Annotated in this window: 17 protein-coding genes and 1 tRNA gene; 6 read left to right on the plus strand and 12 right to left on the minus strand. The window is 53.0% G+C overall.

Annotated elements, in window-relative coordinates; translation table 11 throughout:
* Nucleotides 1-11 precede the first annotated feature (11 nt).
* From P8T57_RS08520 to rph, 10 genes are all read right to left on the minus strand, one after another.
* Nucleotides 12-875, minus strand: coding sequence for an LptA/OstA family protein (locus tag P8T57_RS08520; RefSeq protein WP_341365172.1), 864 nt, complete (start codon nt 873-875; stop codon nt 12-14).
* The gene (gene lptC / locus P8T57_RS08525) at nt 872-1,579 is read right to left on the minus strand and encodes an LPS export ABC transporter periplasmic protein LptC (RefSeq protein ID WP_085642698.1); all 708 of its coding nucleotides are present in this window, start codon (nt 1,577-1,579) and stop codon (nt 872-874) included. Before lptC ends, P8T57_RS08520 begins: the two co-directional genes overlap by 4 nt.
* Nucleotides 1,580-1,582: 3 nt before the next feature.
* The gene (locus tag P8T57_RS08530; RefSeq protein WP_114094259.1) at nt 1,583-2,581 is read right to left on the minus strand and encodes a KpsF/GutQ family sugar-phosphate isomerase; all 999 of its coding nucleotides are present in this window, start codon (nt 2,579-2,581) and stop codon (nt 1,583-1,585) included.
* 193 nt (nt 2,582-2,774) lie between these two features.
* Nucleotides 2,775-3,386, minus strand: a complete 612-nt coding sequence (locus P8T57_RS08535) for a ribonuclease D (RefSeq protein ID WP_114094258.1) — start codon at nt 3,384-3,386, stop codon at nt 2,775-2,777.
* A 121-nt stretch (nt 3,387-3,507) separates the two neighbouring features.
* The gene (locus tag P8T57_RS08540) at nt 3,508-4,770 is read right to left on the minus strand and encodes an O-antigen ligase family protein (protein ID WP_341365173.1); all 1,263 of its coding nucleotides are present in this window, start codon (nt 4,768-4,770) and stop codon (nt 3,508-3,510) included.
* Nucleotides 4,767-5,717: a glycosyltransferase family 2 protein gene (locus P8T57_RS08545; RefSeq protein ID WP_341365174.1), complete on the minus strand. Its 951-nt coding sequence runs from the start codon at nt 5,715-5,717 to the stop codon at nt 4,767-4,769. Before P8T57_RS08545 ends, P8T57_RS08540 begins: the two co-directional genes overlap by 4 nt.
* 137 nt (nt 5,718-5,854) lie before the next feature.
* A tRNA-Leu gene (locus tag P8T57_RS08550) sits at nt 5,855-5,941 on the minus strand.
* Between the two features lie 169 nt (nt 5,942-6,110).
* Nucleotides 6,111-7,304: a radical SAM family heme chaperone HemW gene (hemW, locus tag P8T57_RS08555; RefSeq protein ID WP_341365175.1), complete on the minus strand. Its 1,194-nt coding sequence runs from the start codon at nt 7,302-7,304 to the stop codon at nt 6,111-6,113.
* 113 nt (nt 7,305-7,417) lie between these two features.
* Nucleotides 7,418-8,014: an RdgB/HAM1 family non-canonical purine NTP pyrophosphatase gene (rdgB, locus tag P8T57_RS08560; RefSeq protein ID WP_341365176.1), complete on the minus strand. Its 597-nt coding sequence runs from the start codon at nt 8,012-8,014 to the stop codon at nt 7,418-7,420.
* 99 nt (nt 8,015-8,113) lie between these two features.
* Complete coding sequence (gene rph, locus P8T57_RS08565) at nt 8,114-8,830, minus strand: ribonuclease PH (RefSeq protein ID WP_341365177.1); 717 nt, start codon at nt 8,828-8,830, stop codon at nt 8,114-8,116.
* Between the two features lie 336 nt (nt 8,831-9,166).
* Here rph and hrcA point away from each other — a divergent pair, with 336 nt between their 5' ends.
* The 3 genes from hrcA to P8T57_RS08580 all read left to right on the plus strand — a co-directional run bounded on the left by hrcA (nt 9,167) and on the right by P8T57_RS08580 (nt 11,820).
* Nucleotides 9,167-10,225: a heat-inducible transcriptional repressor HrcA gene (hrcA, locus tag P8T57_RS08570; RefSeq protein WP_007088561.1), complete on the plus strand. Its 1,059-nt coding sequence runs from the start codon at nt 9,167-9,169 to the stop codon at nt 10,223-10,225.
* Between the two features lie 49 nt (nt 10,226-10,274).
* A complete protein-coding gene (gene grpE / locus P8T57_RS08575; protein WP_341365178.1) occupies nt 10,275-10,916 on the plus strand; it encodes a nucleotide exchange factor GrpE in 642 nt (213 codons plus the stop codon).
* 151 nt (nt 10,917-11,067) lie between these two features.
* Entirely contained in the window at nt 11,068-11,820 is a 753-nt protein-coding gene (locus tag P8T57_RS08580) for an NAD-dependent deacylase (protein ID WP_341365179.1), read from the plus strand.
* 6 nt (nt 11,821-11,826) lie between these two features.
* On the opposite strand, the gene P8T57_RS08585 is transcribed toward P8T57_RS08580, so the two are convergent.
* Complete coding sequence (locus P8T57_RS08585) at nt 11,827-12,480, minus strand: winged helix-turn-helix domain-containing protein (protein ID WP_338057849.1); 654 nt, start codon at nt 12,478-12,480, stop codon at nt 11,827-11,829.
* A gap of 103 nt (nt 12,481-12,583) precedes the next feature.
* Between P8T57_RS08585 and P8T57_RS08590 the strand changes: the two genes are divergently transcribed.
* The 3 genes from P8T57_RS08590 to P8T57_RS08600 are packed head-to-tail and all read left to right on the plus strand — an operon-like array spanning nt 12,584 to nt 14,210.
* On the plus strand, nt 12,584-13,501 hold the full coding sequence (locus P8T57_RS08590) for an EamA family transporter (RefSeq protein WP_341365180.1): 918 nt from the start codon (nt 12,584-12,586) through the stop codon (nt 13,499-13,501).
* 29 nt (nt 13,502-13,530) lie between these two features.
* Complete coding sequence (locus P8T57_RS08595; RefSeq protein WP_007088556.1) at nt 13,531-13,860, plus strand: NIPSNAP family protein; 330 nt, start codon at nt 13,531-13,533, stop codon at nt 13,858-13,860.
* The gene (locus tag P8T57_RS08600) at nt 13,857-14,210 is read left to right on the plus strand and encodes an antibiotic biosynthesis monooxygenase (RefSeq protein WP_037988957.1); all 354 of its coding nucleotides are present in this window, start codon (nt 13,857-13,859) and stop codon (nt 14,208-14,210) included. The genes P8T57_RS08595 and P8T57_RS08600 overlap by 4 nt, the downstream gene beginning before the upstream one ends.
* A gap of 27 nt (nt 14,211-14,237) precedes the next feature.
* Here the strand turns inward: P8T57_RS08600 and P8T57_RS08605 are convergent, their stop codons facing one another.
* On the minus strand, nt 14,238-15,182 hold the full coding sequence (locus tag P8T57_RS08605; protein ID WP_341365181.1) for a DMT family transporter: 945 nt from the start codon (nt 15,180-15,182) through the stop codon (nt 14,238-14,240).
* Between the last annotated feature and the right edge of the window lie 40 nt (nt 15,183-15,222).

Below are 15,222 nucleotides of genomic sequence, written 5' to 3' on the forward strand. Positions count from 1 at the left end.
CCGACCCTTCGTCAGTTGCCATTCCCGGATTGGCCCGGGCTGTTTTCGTCGTCTTTTTCCGGCACAAGCAAACCGCGAACGCGGCTTTTGCCATCGCCATTTCCGTTGGCGGTCAATCGGCTGACACCTGTATTCAGGTCGACAACAGCGCGATCCCCATTCAGCTGGTTCTCGCCGCGCGTGATCTTAACCGATCCGACAAGGGTTGCGATACCCGTTTTCGCATCATAAACGCCTTGATTGCCAACTACAAAATCGGTTGACGTTCGGATGGTAACATTTCCATCACCGTCAATGCGGCTCAGTTCGTTTTCGCCATTCTTGCCTGCTTCGAACCGTGCCGTCAGAACATCACCGCGAAGGGTACGATCATCGGCAACGGCAACCGCATTACCGCGTGCAACCGCCATACGTTCGGTTTCCCAGTATTCAAGGCTTTCTTCAGCGGTCAGGGTTTCATTGGGTGTTTTGTATCGCAGATCTTTACCCGTCAAAACGACAACGGCATCGTCAATGTCATAGATCGCCTGATCACCGGTTGCGACATCGGTTTCTGAAGACAGTTTTACGTTGCCCGTGGCAATGATACGGTAAATCTCGCTTTGACCGTCACGATCCCGATAAAGGGCACGCAGTTCATCTGCGTCCACACGGGAATTGCCGCGTTTAGCCACAGCATTCCCTCGCGCAATCAGGACCTGCTCGTTACGACGCCATTCAATGCCGTTATCGGATTCGACCTCAAGCCCCCCGCTTCCTCTTTGGGCAAGACCAAGTGGATCGGCATATGCCGCCACTGAGGGAACCAGCAGCGCGCCCCCAAAAACTGTCGCCATCAAAAAACGGCGCACCGCAAAACGCGCAACTGCGATCATGATTTACCTTTCAAAGCACTATCGAAAATCACCAGACGAGCATTCCCCAAAAAGCGGATCACGGCACCCTTGTCCTCAAGCTCAAACCCGGTGTCAGATTTGATCGTCCCGAACGGTCCCTGTCCATCGACAGGTTCATTGCCTTTGGCACTGCCGCTATTCAATGCGATCTCGGCCTGCTCGGTATGAATTTCAAACCCCTGATCGTGATACATATTCACGGTCCCGACCAGATCAAGCAATTCATCGGACTCGGTATAAAAACCTTCATCCGCCGTAAGTGCAATCCACGAACCATCTTCAAGCGTTATATCAGCCTGTGGTGCATCAAGATGCACATGTGCCAGCCTCTCGCCGTTTTCCGGCTGCTCAACCGCGTCGTTGGCTGTCACAGTGAAGGGTTGCTTATTCCCATCCACGCCAAAAAAGCGCGGATTGCTCATGGTAACATTTTCCATCAAATCATCAGGTGTCGTCGAAAAGCCAAGACGAAAACCGCTTTCCTGAACCTTCTCGATTTGTGGCCACAGCACAACAAGAGCAACAAGCGATGCCGCAATCAACGGCAGCACAAGTTTCAGCATGTTAACGATCGAACGGCGAAACGGATTGATTCGCACGTCCCGCCGCCCGGACGGAAGACGATCGTTCATGCGCGCATTACGCGCGGCCCTTTCGATCTCGGCCTTCCGCTCTTCGCTCATGGATTACGCAACCCCCAGACGCAGAAGGTCATGGATATGCACAAGGCCAACCGGCTTGCCTGCATCATCAACGACAAACAAGGCGGTGATGCTGCGATCATTCATAATCGCAAGTGCCTCGACAGCCAGAACATCGGATTTGGTCGCCTTGGGATTGGGTGTCATCACATCACCGACCCGCATTGCCACCAGATTGTCTGCCATATGCCTGCGTAGATCACCATCCGTTACGATGCCGCTCATCAAGCCTGTATCGTCGAGCACACCGACACAGCCAAATGACTTGCCAGTCATGATGACCAATGCCTCGGACATCAGCGCATTTTCCCCAATCAGTGGAATATCCGCAACGTCATGCATAACGTCACCAACACGCAGCAATCGCTGCCCCAGTTTGCCACCAGGGTGGAATGTGCGGAAATCATCGGCGCTGAAACCACGACGCTCCATCAATGTCACAGCAAGCGCATCGGCAAAAGCCAGCATTGCTGTCGTCGACGTCGTCGGTGCCTGCTTGTTCGGGCAGGCTTCCGGGCTATTGGGCAGAATCAGCGGATAATCACATTGAGCTGCCAGCGAACTTTCCGGACGCCGGGTCATACCGATCAACGGCACGTTAAAGCGGCGCGTATACGCGATGATATCTGACAGTTCAGGTGTTTCGCCTGAATTCGACAGGGCCAAGACGGCATCATTTTTGCCAATCATCCCCAAATCGCCATGGCTGGCTTCAGCCGGATGGACAAAGAAGGATGGCGTTCCTGTCGAAGCAAAAGTTGCTGCGATCTTTTTGGCAATATGACCACTTTTACCCATGCCGGTTACGACAAGGCGGCCCGCAAGGCTCTCGATCAGATCAATTGCCTTGCAAAAATCGCCGTTTAAGGATTTTGCAAGATCACTGAGTGCATCGGCTTCAATTGCCAGAACCCGGCGGGCGACTTCAAGGTCTTTCTCCGATGCCGGTTCAGGCGTGTTTTGCGGTTTCGGGGTCACTGTCATCAGTTTCTTTATGCGTTTCCCGGCGGAACTAACTACGGGGAAAGATGGGCGGGATCATCTGCACTGGCAAGCGACAAAAGCAACGATCAGGTTAATGATGTCGCAGGGATCATTTCCTTACGCCAAAGGCCGTTGACGCAGAATTAACAATGCAGGCTCACCAGGAAAAATTTCAACACACCAAAAAGGCAAATCAGTGGGCAAAAATATCTATCTCTTCCCAGCCAGCAAGATCAAGCGCCGCCCGTGTCGGCAGGAAGTCAAAACAGGCCTGGGCCAGTTCCGTTCTTCCTTCGCGCGCCAAACGACGATCAAGCTCTTCCTTGGCCTTGTGCAGATACAGCACATCGGACGCGGCATATGCGATCTGTTCATCTGACAGATCAGAAGAACCCCAGTCAGAGCTCTGCTGTTGCTTGTCGAGGTTGATTCCAACCAGCTCCCTTACAAGGTCTTTTAAACCATGGCGGTCGGTGTAGGTGCGCACGAGTTTGGATGCAATCTTGGTGCAATAGACTGGTGCACACCGCACACCAAGATACTTGTCCATCACAGCAATATCGAACCGCCCAAAGTGAAACAGCTTCAAAACCGACGGATCGGACAAAAGCTTTTTAAGGTTGGGCGCTTCGTAGCTTTCCACGTCAAACTTCACCAGATGAGCATCGCCATCACCCGCCGAAAGCTGGACCACACAAAGACGATCACGATGCGGATTAAGGCCCATGGTTTCACTGTCAATGGCAACGGTTTTGCCAAGATCAAGCCCGTCGGGCAAGTCTCCATGATGAAGGAAATTGGTCATCGCACTTCTCCAGAATGCTGGTTTGACGCTGTCTTAACACAGCAGTACCAACGTCGCGATGCAAAAGACTCATCAAGATCAGCTTTTTACGTCGATGAAATTTCGCAAAAAGCCTAATCGATCACATAGATTTAATCTGATGCTTTTCAGACAAGCGCAACGCAGCAACGGCAACAGCAATCGAATTCCACGCAACAATCGCAGGCCAATTTGAAAATGCACTTTGTGTTGCCGCCAACGGAAATAAGGACAGAACCAGCGTACCGAAATACAAACCAGCGACCAGACTTTGGCGATCCCCGTTACGGAAATGGCGCAGCCCGGCCCAAACAAGTATTCCAACAAAAGCCAACCAAGGCAAAGTGCCCAGTAATCCAGTATCCGACAACCATTCTACATAGAAGTTATGCGGATGGGGATGACATTCGCTAATCAAGCCTTGTGCTTCGTAACTCGGACAAACCAGACCAAAGTTCCCCATACCGGTCCCGGTAATAGGATGTTCCGCGAACAAGCGCCAACCAAGTGATGTCAGCTCCCCATAGATCGAGTTGCTATAGTCATTAACAACGCTAACAAGCTCCATAACACGAGCAACGATACGATCACTCAAAAGAAGGAGTGCACCGATTCCAGCCGCAACAAAGATAGCGATTGTCGCTGCTGCATAGCGCCATTTCCCCCCGACAAGAAAAAGCCCGAACAGACCGCAGCTAATGGCCAAAAGAGAAAGAACACTTGCTGTGCGTTCCCCACTTAAGAATACGATTGCGAGTAAAAACGGAAAGCCTACCAGAGCGACATAAAGCTTGTTCTGTTTTGATGTCCGAACAAATTGCGCGCCTATCAGAGTAAGTGTGGCAAAACCAGTCTTCGCCAGATAAATCCCGACATTTGGTCTATCCAGCGGCCCTGTAAGACGACCTCCCTCCATAGGCTGCCCCCCCAAAAGGGAATAACCCAAAAAGAACTGATAGAACGCATCAGCAACCGCGACAGCAGCCGTTATCATAAAAGCCTTGCAAACCCATCGAACAGCTTTCTCATCAGCGAGAATCCAACGCGTTACCGCCGCATAGAAAATCACAAACCGTATCCAGCTCGCTGATCGCCCGAAACTTTTGCCAGTAAATTCGGCAAAGGGTGAAACCAGTAAATTCAGGATCAGCCAGATCATCAAAAGGATCGCGATATCTACTTCTCGCACCCAAGACCAATCCCGGTACACAGCACTACGCACGAGAAACAACAGTCCGATTAAAACCAAAGCACCATCAGCAACGCCACGCGCAAACAATAGGAAAGCTGGGATCGTGCAAAGGAAGAATGTCGCAGCAATGTGCATACGGCGATCAAACACACTGGAAGACTGGGCGGAAATCACGGTTTGATCGGCCTCCTGATGCCGGAAATTTGTTCAAAAACAGGCACGAAGCGGTTCAAACTCGTTGAATCAGCAGGGCCAATAGAAAGTTTGTTTGCCAGATATTGAAGCTGAAGATCAAGCCAATTGAACGGCGCACCATCACGCTTGGCTTTACGTGCCGCAGAAATACATTTGCCAAACACTTTGCGACGCTTCGCCAAGTCCAGCTCGGGATGGGCGCGTAAAAAGTTTGCATAGGCAAAAAAACGATCATGATGTTGCTGCATTTTATTTGCCGAGAGGTGGCTGCCTGCGTCCGGAACAAGTGTCACAACCATGTCGGCATCAACGACCCGACGACCATGGTACGACAATCTCAAAGGCAAAGACTCGTCCTGAATGAAGATGTTAGGGTCGCATCCCCCTGATTTTTCAAACAGCTTCCTCTCAACCAGCCAAGTCATTCTAACCATGCCCCGGCCTAAAATCCGCTCCAAGGCATCATCAAATATCTTGGCATCAATATTGTTGCCAATCATGTCGATGTTTGCCCGGGCAATTATCGCGTCAGTCTTTCGTCCGCGGCCATGCACCATGTCAGCATTGTATTCTTCGGCAAGCCGGAGCATGCAGGAAACCGCATCGGGCGCCAGAAGCTCGTCACAATCAAATAACGCAAGATATTTGCCACGCGCGCGTTCCGCGCCCTGATTTAGCCGGATCGCGGGACCGGCATTGTCATCATTGGCAATGACGCAAACAAAATCGTACTGCTTTGCAAAACCCTCCAAAACAGCACGCGAGCCATCGGTTGACGCATCATCGACAAATATCACCTCGCACGAAAATCCACCCTGTTGCGCAAGCAATGTCTCAAAAAAATGCGGCAAAGCATTTGCCTTGTTGAACACCGGCAGTACAAAACTGACATCAGGCATCACGCCATCAGAAGGAGAGGAAATCATCACAACTCTCAACTATGCAGATACTTCATCGTCTTAACACAGTGCTTGATGCGCCGCGACGCAAAAGTCATGTGTATCTATGGCTTTAAAGGTCCTAGAACGACAATACCCCAGCACATCGTCGATGTGCTGGGGTATGGTGCCCAGGAGAAGACTCGAACTTCCACGACCTTGCGGCCACTGGCACCTGAAGCCAGCGCGTCTACCAATTCCGCCACCTGGGCATAGGGGCTTGTGGTATTTGCCCGGCGTAATCCGCCGGAACGGGGCGCAATATACGCTGCCAAACTTCAGTGTCAACAACCTTTTTGAGGGTTTTGCAAAACGCGTCTTTGAAAATCGCCCACCGTCGCAAGACATAAGGAAAATCTTGATTTTCCCACTCATCCGCGATCACGCCGAATGGTCGAACAAGTATCTGAGAACCCCGTTCAAACGGTTCCGCCCCTGATCGGTCGTGCTCAATCCTGCCTGATCGCAAATCAGATCGCCCGACGCAATCAGGGTTTCAAGCCGTTCTGAATCCAATGCCTCGCGCGGGGCTTTGCCAATAATCCGCTCGAAGCGTCCCACCGGAATCGGTTCATTCAGGCGCAGCCCCATCATCACCATTTCAATAAGGCGTTCATCCGCAACCAAAGCGGTTTCTTCCTGCGTGCCGTGTCCCTGCTTTTCCACACGATCAAGCCAGATTTCCGGCGCACGATGACGGCGCACCGCCATTGGTTTCGTGTTGCCATCTGGCTGAATAACAGCTTCGCGGCCATGTGCACCCGGACCAATGCCAAGATAATCGCCATAGCGCCAGTATACGAGGTTATGGCGGCTTTCCTGCCCGGGTCGGGCATGGTTCGAAACCTCGTAACAACCATAACCGGCGGCTTTGGTTTCTTCCTGGGTGATTTCATAAAGATCGGTCGCAAGATCTTCATCGGGTACAACAAGATCACCGCGCTGATGCAAGGTATGGAACTGCGTTCCCGGTTCGATCGTCAACTGATAAAGCGAAATATGACCGCGCGCGATCTCAAGTGCTTCGCGCAGCTCATGGCGCCAGGCTTTCGGATCTTGTTCGGGCCGGGCATAAATCAGATCGAACGAAAACCGGTCAAACACATTCGCCGCAACATCAAGGGCACGCATGGCTTCAGCCGCATTGTGCTCCCGCCCCAGAAATTTAAGATCGCGGTCATTGAGCGCCTGAATGCCAATTGAGACCCGGTTGATGCCATTGGCAGCAAAAGACGAGAACCGGTTGATTTCAACCGTACCCGGATTGGCTTCAAGCGTGATTTCGATGTCATCGGTTACCGGCCAGAAGGTTTTGATATCGGCGATCAGGGCCCCTGCGGTTTCCGGATCCATCAGCGACGGTGTCCCACCACCAAAGAATACCGATCCGACCGTGCGGCCGGGATGACGCGCAGCACCTGCGGCAAGTTCCGCACGCAATGCCGCCCTCCAGCGCGCATGATCAACCTTGTCAGCAACATGACTATTGAAATCGCAATAGGGACATTTCGACAGGCAAAACGGCCAATGAATATAGATGCCAAACGGGACAGCTTCTGCGGTTGCTAGGGACACGCGGTTCTCGATCTTCGACTGCGGGAAAGACGGATAAAGTAACACGCACCACCGATAGTTACATCAGCGATGCGTGCATAGGTTCGATGCAGACAGTTAGCCGCCTAAAATCCTTACACGAAGCAAGCCTTGACCAGCTGGCGAAACGCATCCGCGCGATGGCTCATTGCATGTTTCTGTGCCGGGTCCATTTCCCCAAAGGTCTGCTCATAACCTTTTGGCTGGAAAATCGGATCATAGCCGAAACCGTGACGGCCACGTTTGGGCCAAACGATTTCACCTTCAACACGACCTTCAAAATTCTCCACATGACCGTCTGGCCAAGCCAGAGACAAGGCGCAGATAAAGGCCGCCCGGCGGTCAGGATGGTTCCCGATCCCGTTCTGGACCTTTTCCATCGCCATATCAAAATCCTTGTCCGGCCCGGCCCAGCGCGCTGAATAAATGCCCGGCGCCCCATCAAGGGCGGAAACCGCCATGCCGCTATCATCAGACAGGGCTGGCAGATTGGCGGCCTTTGTTGCCGCCAATGACTTCAGCTGTGCATTGCCAATAAAACTGTTTTCGCTTTCTTTGGGTTCGGGAAGATTCAAATCGCCTGCTGAAACCACTTCGATCCCGAACGGATCAAGCAGTTCGGCAATCTCCTTGATCTTGCCTTTGTTGTGGCTGGCGATAACGAGTTTTTTTTCCGTAAAGCGACGGGCCATGATGCTGCCTAGAGATATTCGGGTCGTTAAGACGAAGACGGGTGAAAACCGCAAAAACAATATCGGGCGAGCCATATCCCGGCTCGCCCGAATAAATTCTTAGATGCCAATCGCTGCTCGCTGTTTGGCAAACAGTTCCTTGCAGCCTTTTTCCGCCAGTTCAAACATCTTGTCATAAGCAGAACGATCAAACGGCACATCTTCCGCGGTCGCCTGAACCTCAACAATGCCGCCACTGCCCGCCAGAACAAAGTTCGCATCCGCACCCGCATTGCTGTCTTCGGCATAATCAAGATCAAGAACCGCTTCATCCTGATAAATACCGCACGAAATTGCGGCAACCGGCTGAGTCAACGGGATTTCCTTGATCAGGCCAAGACGGCGTACGCCCTGAAACGCTAGATGGGCGGCAACATAGGCACCCGTGATTGATGCGGTGCGTGTTCCGCCATCAGCCTGGATAACATCGCAATCAAGGCGCATCTGCATTTCACCCATGCCCTTAAGGTCAGCGACCGCACGGATCGAACGCCCGATCAGGCGCTGAATTTCCTGAGTCCGGCCCGACTGACCACCGCGTGCAGCTTCGCGCTGCATTCGGCTGTCGGTTGCACGCGGCAGCATGCCATATTCTGCAGTGATCCAACCCTTGCCGGAATTACGCATCCAGCCTGGCACCTTGTCCTCGACCGTCGCGGTACAAATCACATGGGTATCGCCAAATTTAATCAGGCAGGAGCCCTCTGCATATTTGGAAACACCTGTCTCAATGGAAACGTCGCGAAGCTGATCGAAATTACGGCCGGATGGACGCATGGGGTCTGAACCTCTTTGTTCTGAGTCGGATCAACCTGCATGGCTGATCAACGATGGCTGAAATTGCGGCCAAAGCTACTGAGCATCGTATCAAAGGTCCAGCAATTTCCCCGAAAATAACGGCAAAATCCCAGCAACACCATGCCTCAGATCCACGCGCAAAAACCATAAATGGCACTCGATTCGCGACGAATTCAAAGATTTGGCAGGACTAACTTGCTGATTGATACCATCGTTTTCCCGTCCACCAGCTATCACCAATCTGCCAGCTTCATTGACGCCTGCCCGACACCTTACTAAATTCCACGCTACACATTTGGTTTTGACAGGTTTGACATGGCGCTGTTTGACGACACATTGCTGGGCGACATGAACGCACGATCCCGCGAAGTCTTTCGCCAGATCGTAGATGCTTATGTCGAAACCGGCGAACCGATCGGATCTCGATCCATCGCACGCCGCATGTCAGAAAACCTCTCGGCGGCGACCATCCGCAATGTCATGTCCGATCTTGAGGAAATGGGGCTTCTGGTTGCTCCCCATGTTTCGGCCGGTCGATTGCCAAGCGAGAAAGGCCTGCGTCTTTTCGTCAATGCCCTGATGGAAGTCGGTGATCTGCCAAATGCCGAGCGCGATCAATTGACCAAAAATTGCGAGCAGGCCGGATATTCCCTTGATCAGATGCTGGGCGAGGCCACAAGTATGCTTTCAGGGCTGTCACGCTGTGCAGGGCTTGTGGTTGCACCGAAAACCGATGGAATCCGTTTAAAACAGATTGAATTTGTTGCGCTTTCGCCGGGCAAGGTCCTTGCGGTTCTGGTTTCGCAGACCGGTAATGTTGAAAACCGTATCCTTGATGTTCCGCCCGATTTGCCGACCTCGGCATTGACAGAAGCATCGAACTATCTAAATACCCGGTTGGCCGGAAAGACACTTGATGACGCCCGGCAATTGATGAGTTTGGAACGCGACCGCATCAAACAGGAACTCGACGAATTGTCGGCTGGACTGATTGATGCCGGACTTGCGACATGGGCCGGCGGGGTCAAGGGTTCGTCCCTGATCGTAAAGGGCCAGTCGCAATTGCTTGAAAATATCGACACGATCGAACAGCTCGAAACCGTAAGAAGGCTGTTCAACGTGCTCGAAGCACGCGATCAGATGATTGAATTGCTTGATGTCACCACGATTGCCCAAGGTGTGCAGATTTTCATCGGGTCCGAGAACAAATTGTTCGGCGGATCGGGGCTTTCGATGGTGATTTCGCCCTATCAGAATGCCGAAGGCAGCATTGTGGGCGCAATCGGGGTTGTCGGGCCGACCCGGATCAATTATGCCCGGATCATTCCGCTGGTCGATTACACCGCCAAGCTGGTCGGGCGACTGATTGGATAAACGTTGGCGCTGCGTGTCAGGCCACACAAATTGAAGGTACAGGTTAGCCATGTCGGAAACCGCAAAGAACAACCAGGACGATCTGCATGATGCCGCGTCGGCAGAAGAAACTGCCGCAGAGGATGTCGTCTCAGAAGCAACCGAAGCCGAAGGTGGCGAAGCCACCACAGATCCGGTTGCAGCACTTGAAGCAGAAGTTGCTGAGTTGAAAGACCGCCTATTGCGCGCCGTCGCCGAGGTGGAAAACACGCGCCGTCGCGCGAAGAAAGACGTCGAGGACGCCGGGAACTATGCGATTACCAAATTTGCCCGCGAACTGCTTGATGTAGGTGACAACCTCCGCCGCGCCCTTGAGGCTGCTGGCGACACGTCCAATGCCGACCCGACGATGAAAAAGCTGGTTGAAGGCGTTGAAATGACCGAACAGACGCTTCTTAAGGCACTGGAAAAGAACGGCGTTGAAAAGCTTGAACCGCTTGGGGAAAAACTTGACCCCAATCATCATCAAGCCGTGTTTGAAATGCCAAATCCTGCTTATCCAGACGGCCATGTCGCCCAGGTAATGCAGGCCGGTTACGTGCTCAAAGGTCGCCTTTTGCGCCCGGCAATGGTCGGGGTCACCAAAAACCCCGCCGGTCAGGCAGCCGCAAAAAACGACGAACCTGGCAGCAATGTTGACACCTCTGCCTGATAGCGCTGGCTGATTTCTGGTCGGGAATCCGCAAACCGGTTTTGAAAGATCAAATATTTAAACGGCCCTGCCATTTTCACGGCGGGCCGTTTTATTTTGTCCATTTCAGGTCTAATCTGGCTTGGTTGCAACAATGACATCGGAACACGCCATGCCGCTTCGTCCTGACATTATCAATATTCTGCGCGATGAAGCCGCAACGATTGTTATCTTGACCGGGGCCGGTATTTCGAAGGAAAGCGGCCTGCATACCTTCCGCGACCCAGATGGTATCTGGGCAAAATATGACATTTCCGAAGTCGCAACGCCTGAGGCATTCATCAACAATCCCGATCTCGTACATCACTTTTACAATGACAGACGCGCAGGGCTGCTTGACCCTGCGATACAGCCAAACAAGGCGCATCTTGCCCTTGCCCGGCTCGAAACCAGATGGCCAAGCGACGTTCTGCTGGTAACCCAGAATATCGACGATCTCCATGACCGCGCCGGATCAAAAAACCTTATCCATATGCATGGCGAATTGCTGAAAATCCGCTGCAATCATTGCGGGCTTCTGACGGTCTGGTCTGCACCACTGGGACGAGACACTCCCTGTACCTCCTGCACCAAAACCGGGGGCCTACGCCCACACGTTGTCTGGTTCGGGGAAATGCCGCTTGAAATGGAACGCATTTATGCTGCTCTTTCCAAATGTGGCCTATTCATTTCCATCGGCACATCAGGGAACGTTTATCCGGCTGCCGGGTTCGTCCAAATCGCCAGTGAAGAAGCTGGTGCAGAAACGGTCGAGATCAACCTGGAACCTGGTTCCGGGGCGTCCTTGTTTGATCACAGTTCATATGGCCTGGCGACTGAATTGGTTCCGGCACTGGTCGACAGCCTATTGATGGATCAAGTCTGACAACTATTAACTATCGCACAGCGCCTTGAAGTTGCGTTCGCCTTCGGGGCTGAAAATCACCACACGCGACTCCTTACTTCGGTGTGCCCAGCCCAGATCATAAAACCGGTCCAGTAACGCAGCACCAAACGACCCTGCCAAATGAGATTGTCGGGCGCTCCAATCCAGGCATTCCCGGCAAAGCGGCCTGCGGCTGGTGCGCAGTTCATTCAGATTAATCCCGAACGCCTCGGCGAAATCTGCACCGGCATCTGTCAAAGCCACGCCATTATGATCTGTCGAAATCAGTTTGCGGGCCTCAAGCCCCGAAAACAGGGCAACCCCCATTTCTCCGGCCAAATGATCATAGCAAACACGTGCCTTGCGCAATGCCGGGTCCTTCGGCCCGGTTCGGACCCGATTATGTCCGACCCGGCTGGCAATCCCCATCAGGACTTCCAATGCCTCAACAATATCGGGGCCCGAAAGCGTAAAATAACGATGCCGCCCCTGCTTTCGCGGGATAACGATCTGACCAGCCTCAAGCTTTGCAAGATGTGAACTCGCCGTTTGCGGCGTCACACCGGCCTCCTGTGCAAGTTCGGCCGCGGTCAGGGCTCGGCCACTCATCAGGGCGGTCAACATGTTCGCGCGTGCCGGATCGCCAAGCAATGCAGCCACGCGGGCAATATCTGGTCCTTCTTTCATAGTTCGATATTAATCGAAGCATTGGTCGCCAGCAATCGGTTATTTGTTCAGAATTGCCCCCGCCCCGGAGATCCGAATGACATCGTCCAAAATATCGCTACCCCTTGAAATCGGTTTGCTGACTTTGCTCGCCCTGCTTTGGGGATCGTCTTATCTGTTTATCAGAATCGCCCTAACCGACATCCCACCGGTTACGCTGATTGCGATCAGGGTTGGCATCGCATCGCTGTTTCTTCTAGTCGTCATGTGCTGCCGTAGCGAACGTTTTCCGCGCGATGGCAAGGTTATCGGCACATTGCTGATCCAGTCGGTTTTCAACAGCCTCGGCGCATGGACAATTCTTGCTTGGGGACAGCAACATGTCGAAAGCGGCCTTGCCAGTGTGCTGAATTCGACGTCACCGGTTTTTGTGTTCCTGTTCACGGCCCTTCTGACACGGCATGAACGGGTTGACCAGTTTCGTCTTGTCGGTGCGTGCCTTGGCGTTGCTGGTGTGGTTCTGATTGTCGGCCCCGGTGTGATTATCGGCCTGGGGCAGCATGTTGGCGGGCAGCTTGCCGTTCTGGCCGGAGCGATCCTCTATGCCGGAGCAGCAATCTATGGCAAGCGCTTCAACACCCTGCCCGCAACCGTTACCGCCGCCGCAACCATGATCTGGGCCAGCACCTTTCTGATCCCGGCCAGTCTGGTGCTGGATCGACCCTGGAACTTGACACCGTCAACGTCCGCCATTCTTGCAACGCTTGCCCTGTCGGTTTTTTGCACAGCAATCGCTTTGCTGATCTATTTCAGGCTGTTACGCACGCTTGGCTCAATGGGTGTTGCCAGTCAAAGCTACCTGCGTGCCGGGATCGGCGTCGTGCTTGGCAGCCTGTTGCTTGGCGAAACCATAAGTTCCCCGGTTCTTGCTGGAATCCTCTGCACGCTTGTCGGCGTCGCAATCATCAATCTGCCGCGCACATTCTGGCGACAGTCACCCTTTCCTAAATCGTAAAATCGTCTCCCAATAAGGATATAAAGCCAATGATCACGTGTTTCATCCGCTATGAAATCGACCCTTATAAGAAGAATGCTTTTGTGGAATATGCGCGTAACTGGGGCGAAGCAATTCCACGATGCGGTGCTGATCTGGTCGGCTATTTCGCGCCTCATGAAGGAACAATATCGACTGCTTACGCAGTTTATCATTTGCCGGATCTGGCAGCATATGAAGCCTATCGCGCCCGCCTGTCACAAGACCCACTGGGGCGTGAAAACTATCAGTTCGCCCAACGTGAAAAATTCATCCTGCGCGAAGAACGCCAGTTTTTCAAAATCGCCTCTACCCCGCATGCGGAGCTGGTCAAGCCATGATTGCCGTCATTTTCGAAGTCCTGCCTAACCCGCAACATCGTAACGAATATTTCTCGATCGCAAAGGACCTCCGGCCGGTACTTGAAACAATCGACGGCTTCATTTCCATCGAACGGTTCGAAAGCCTTAACGAGCCGGGCAAGGTTCTGTCTCTTTCGTTCTGGCGCGATGAAGAAGCCGTCATGGCATGGCGCAATGTCAGTGAACACCGCATTGCACAGCACAAAGGCCGTAACCGGATTTTCGACGATTATCGTCTGCGGGTCGCCCATGTCATGCGTGATTATGGAATGCATGAACGGGCCGAAACACCCGATGATTCCCGCAAGCAACACGACGACAGTTCATAACGGATAAACAGGTTTTCCGAAGAAAGGCTAAACTTTCGCCGTTGCGGCCTTGCGATTTCCATCACTTTCATCATCTTCGGCGGGCGCAACCGAAACCGGTTTTGCCCCGCCTCTGTAATCCAGCAAGGCAACCGCCAGCACGACAATCGCCGCCCCGACAAAAATCACCGGCACCGGAAACATGTCAAAGAAGATCAGATCCATTGCTACAGAAAACGGCAAGGCCGTATAGGCTGCAGGCGAAATGACACTGGCATCCGCAACCCGAACAGCCCGCAGAACCATGTAGTTGGTCAGCATGGCAAAGAAACCTGCACCCGCAGAATAAAGCCAGTCAGAAAAGGCCGCCGGTTGCCACATGATGACGGCAACCGGCACCCAGATCACGATGGCGATAATCTGGGGCCAGAACAGCATGGAGAAATTCGTCTCGGTCCGGGTCAGAACCTTGGCATAAAGCGTTTGCGCGGAAAAACAGAACGCCCCGACCAGGGCTGCGGCAACCCCCAATGGAACGCCAAATCCGTCCATTTTGGGAACGCACATCACCCAAACGCCAACAAGTCCAAGAAGGGTTGCGATTACTTTACGTGCCGTCAACTGCTCGCCAAGAATCACAACGGCAAGCATCACGGTCAGCAAGGCCTCAATGAACAGATAGGCATTTACCTCGGCAATACTCATCTGGCGAAGGGCAAAGAACACAAAAAACAACGATCCGTACCAAAGAACGCCGCGCGCCAGATGCGCATAAGGTCGCTTGGTCCGGATCGACCTGGTGCCAATAAACATCAGGATGATCACGAACACAGCCACCGTCGTCACTGCACGCATCGCGAGAATTTGTGCCGTCGGCACATCATGGGATACCAGCTTGGCACAGACATCGACAAAAACGCCCGATGCCATCGCCGCCGTCATCCACAAAACGCCGCGAAAATTGCCGCTGAGGCGCAAAAGCGTCCCGGTCATCACCTGATCCTGATCTCTGGAATTAAATTGGGTTTCCGAC

The sequence above is a fragment of the Thalassospira sp. SN3W genome (assembly GCF_038070535.1).
GTDB lineage: Bacteria > Pseudomonadota > Alphaproteobacteria > Rhodospirillales > Thalassospiraceae > Thalassospira > Thalassospira xiamenensis.

Bases quoted from the DNA above. Each gene is read 5' to 3' on its own strand.
- P8T57_RS08520 (WP_341365172.1), bottom strand. From the start codon at position 875: ATGATCGCAGTTGCGCGTTTTGCGGTGCGCCGTTTTTTGATGGCGACA.
- lptC (WP_085642698.1), bottom strand. From the start codon at position 1,579: ATGAGCGAAGAGCGGAAGGCCGAGATCGAAAGGGCCGCGCGTAATGCG.
- P8T57_RS08530 (WP_114094259.1), bottom strand. From the start codon at position 2,581: ATGACAGTGACCCCGAAACCGCAAAACACGCCTGAACCGGCATCGGAG.
- P8T57_RS08535 (WP_114094258.1), bottom strand. From the start codon at position 3,386: ATGACCAATTTCCTTCATCATGGAGACTTGCCCGACGGGCTTGATCTT.
- P8T57_RS08545 (WP_341365174.1), bottom strand. From the start codon at position 5,717: ATGATTTCCTCTCCTTCTGATGGCGTGATGCCTGATGTCAGTTTTGTA.
- rdgB (WP_341365176.1), bottom strand. From the start codon at position 8,014: ATGGCCCGTCGCTTTACGGAAAAAAAACTCGTTATCGCCAGCCACAAC.
- rph (WP_341365177.1), bottom strand. From the start codon at position 8,830: ATGCGTCCATCCGGCCGTAATTTCGATCAGCTTCGCGACGTTTCCATT.
- hrcA (WP_007088561.1), top strand. From the start codon at position 9,167: ATGGCGCTGTTTGACGACACATTGCTGGGCGACATGAACGCACGATCC.
- grpE (WP_341365178.1), top strand. From the start codon at position 10,275: ATGTCGGAAACCGCAAAGAACAACCAGGACGATCTGCATGATGCCGCG.
- P8T57_RS08580 (WP_341365179.1), top strand. From the start codon at position 11,068: ATGCCGCTTCGTCCTGACATTATCAATATTCTGCGCGATGAAGCCGCA.
- P8T57_RS08590 (WP_341365180.1), top strand. From the start codon at position 12,584: ATGACATCGTCCAAAATATCGCTACCCCTTGAAATCGGTTTGCTGACT.
- P8T57_RS08595 (WP_007088556.1), top strand. From the start codon at position 13,531: ATGATCACGTGTTTCATCCGCTATGAAATCGACCCTTATAAGAAGAAT.
- P8T57_RS08600 (WP_037988957.1), top strand. From the start codon at position 13,857: ATGATTGCCGTCATTTTCGAAGTCCTGCCTAACCCGCAACATCGTAAC.
- P8T57_RS08605 (WP_341365181.1), bottom strand. From the start codon at position 15,182: ATGACCGGGACGCTTTTGCGCCTCAGCGGCAATTTTCGCGGCGTTTTG.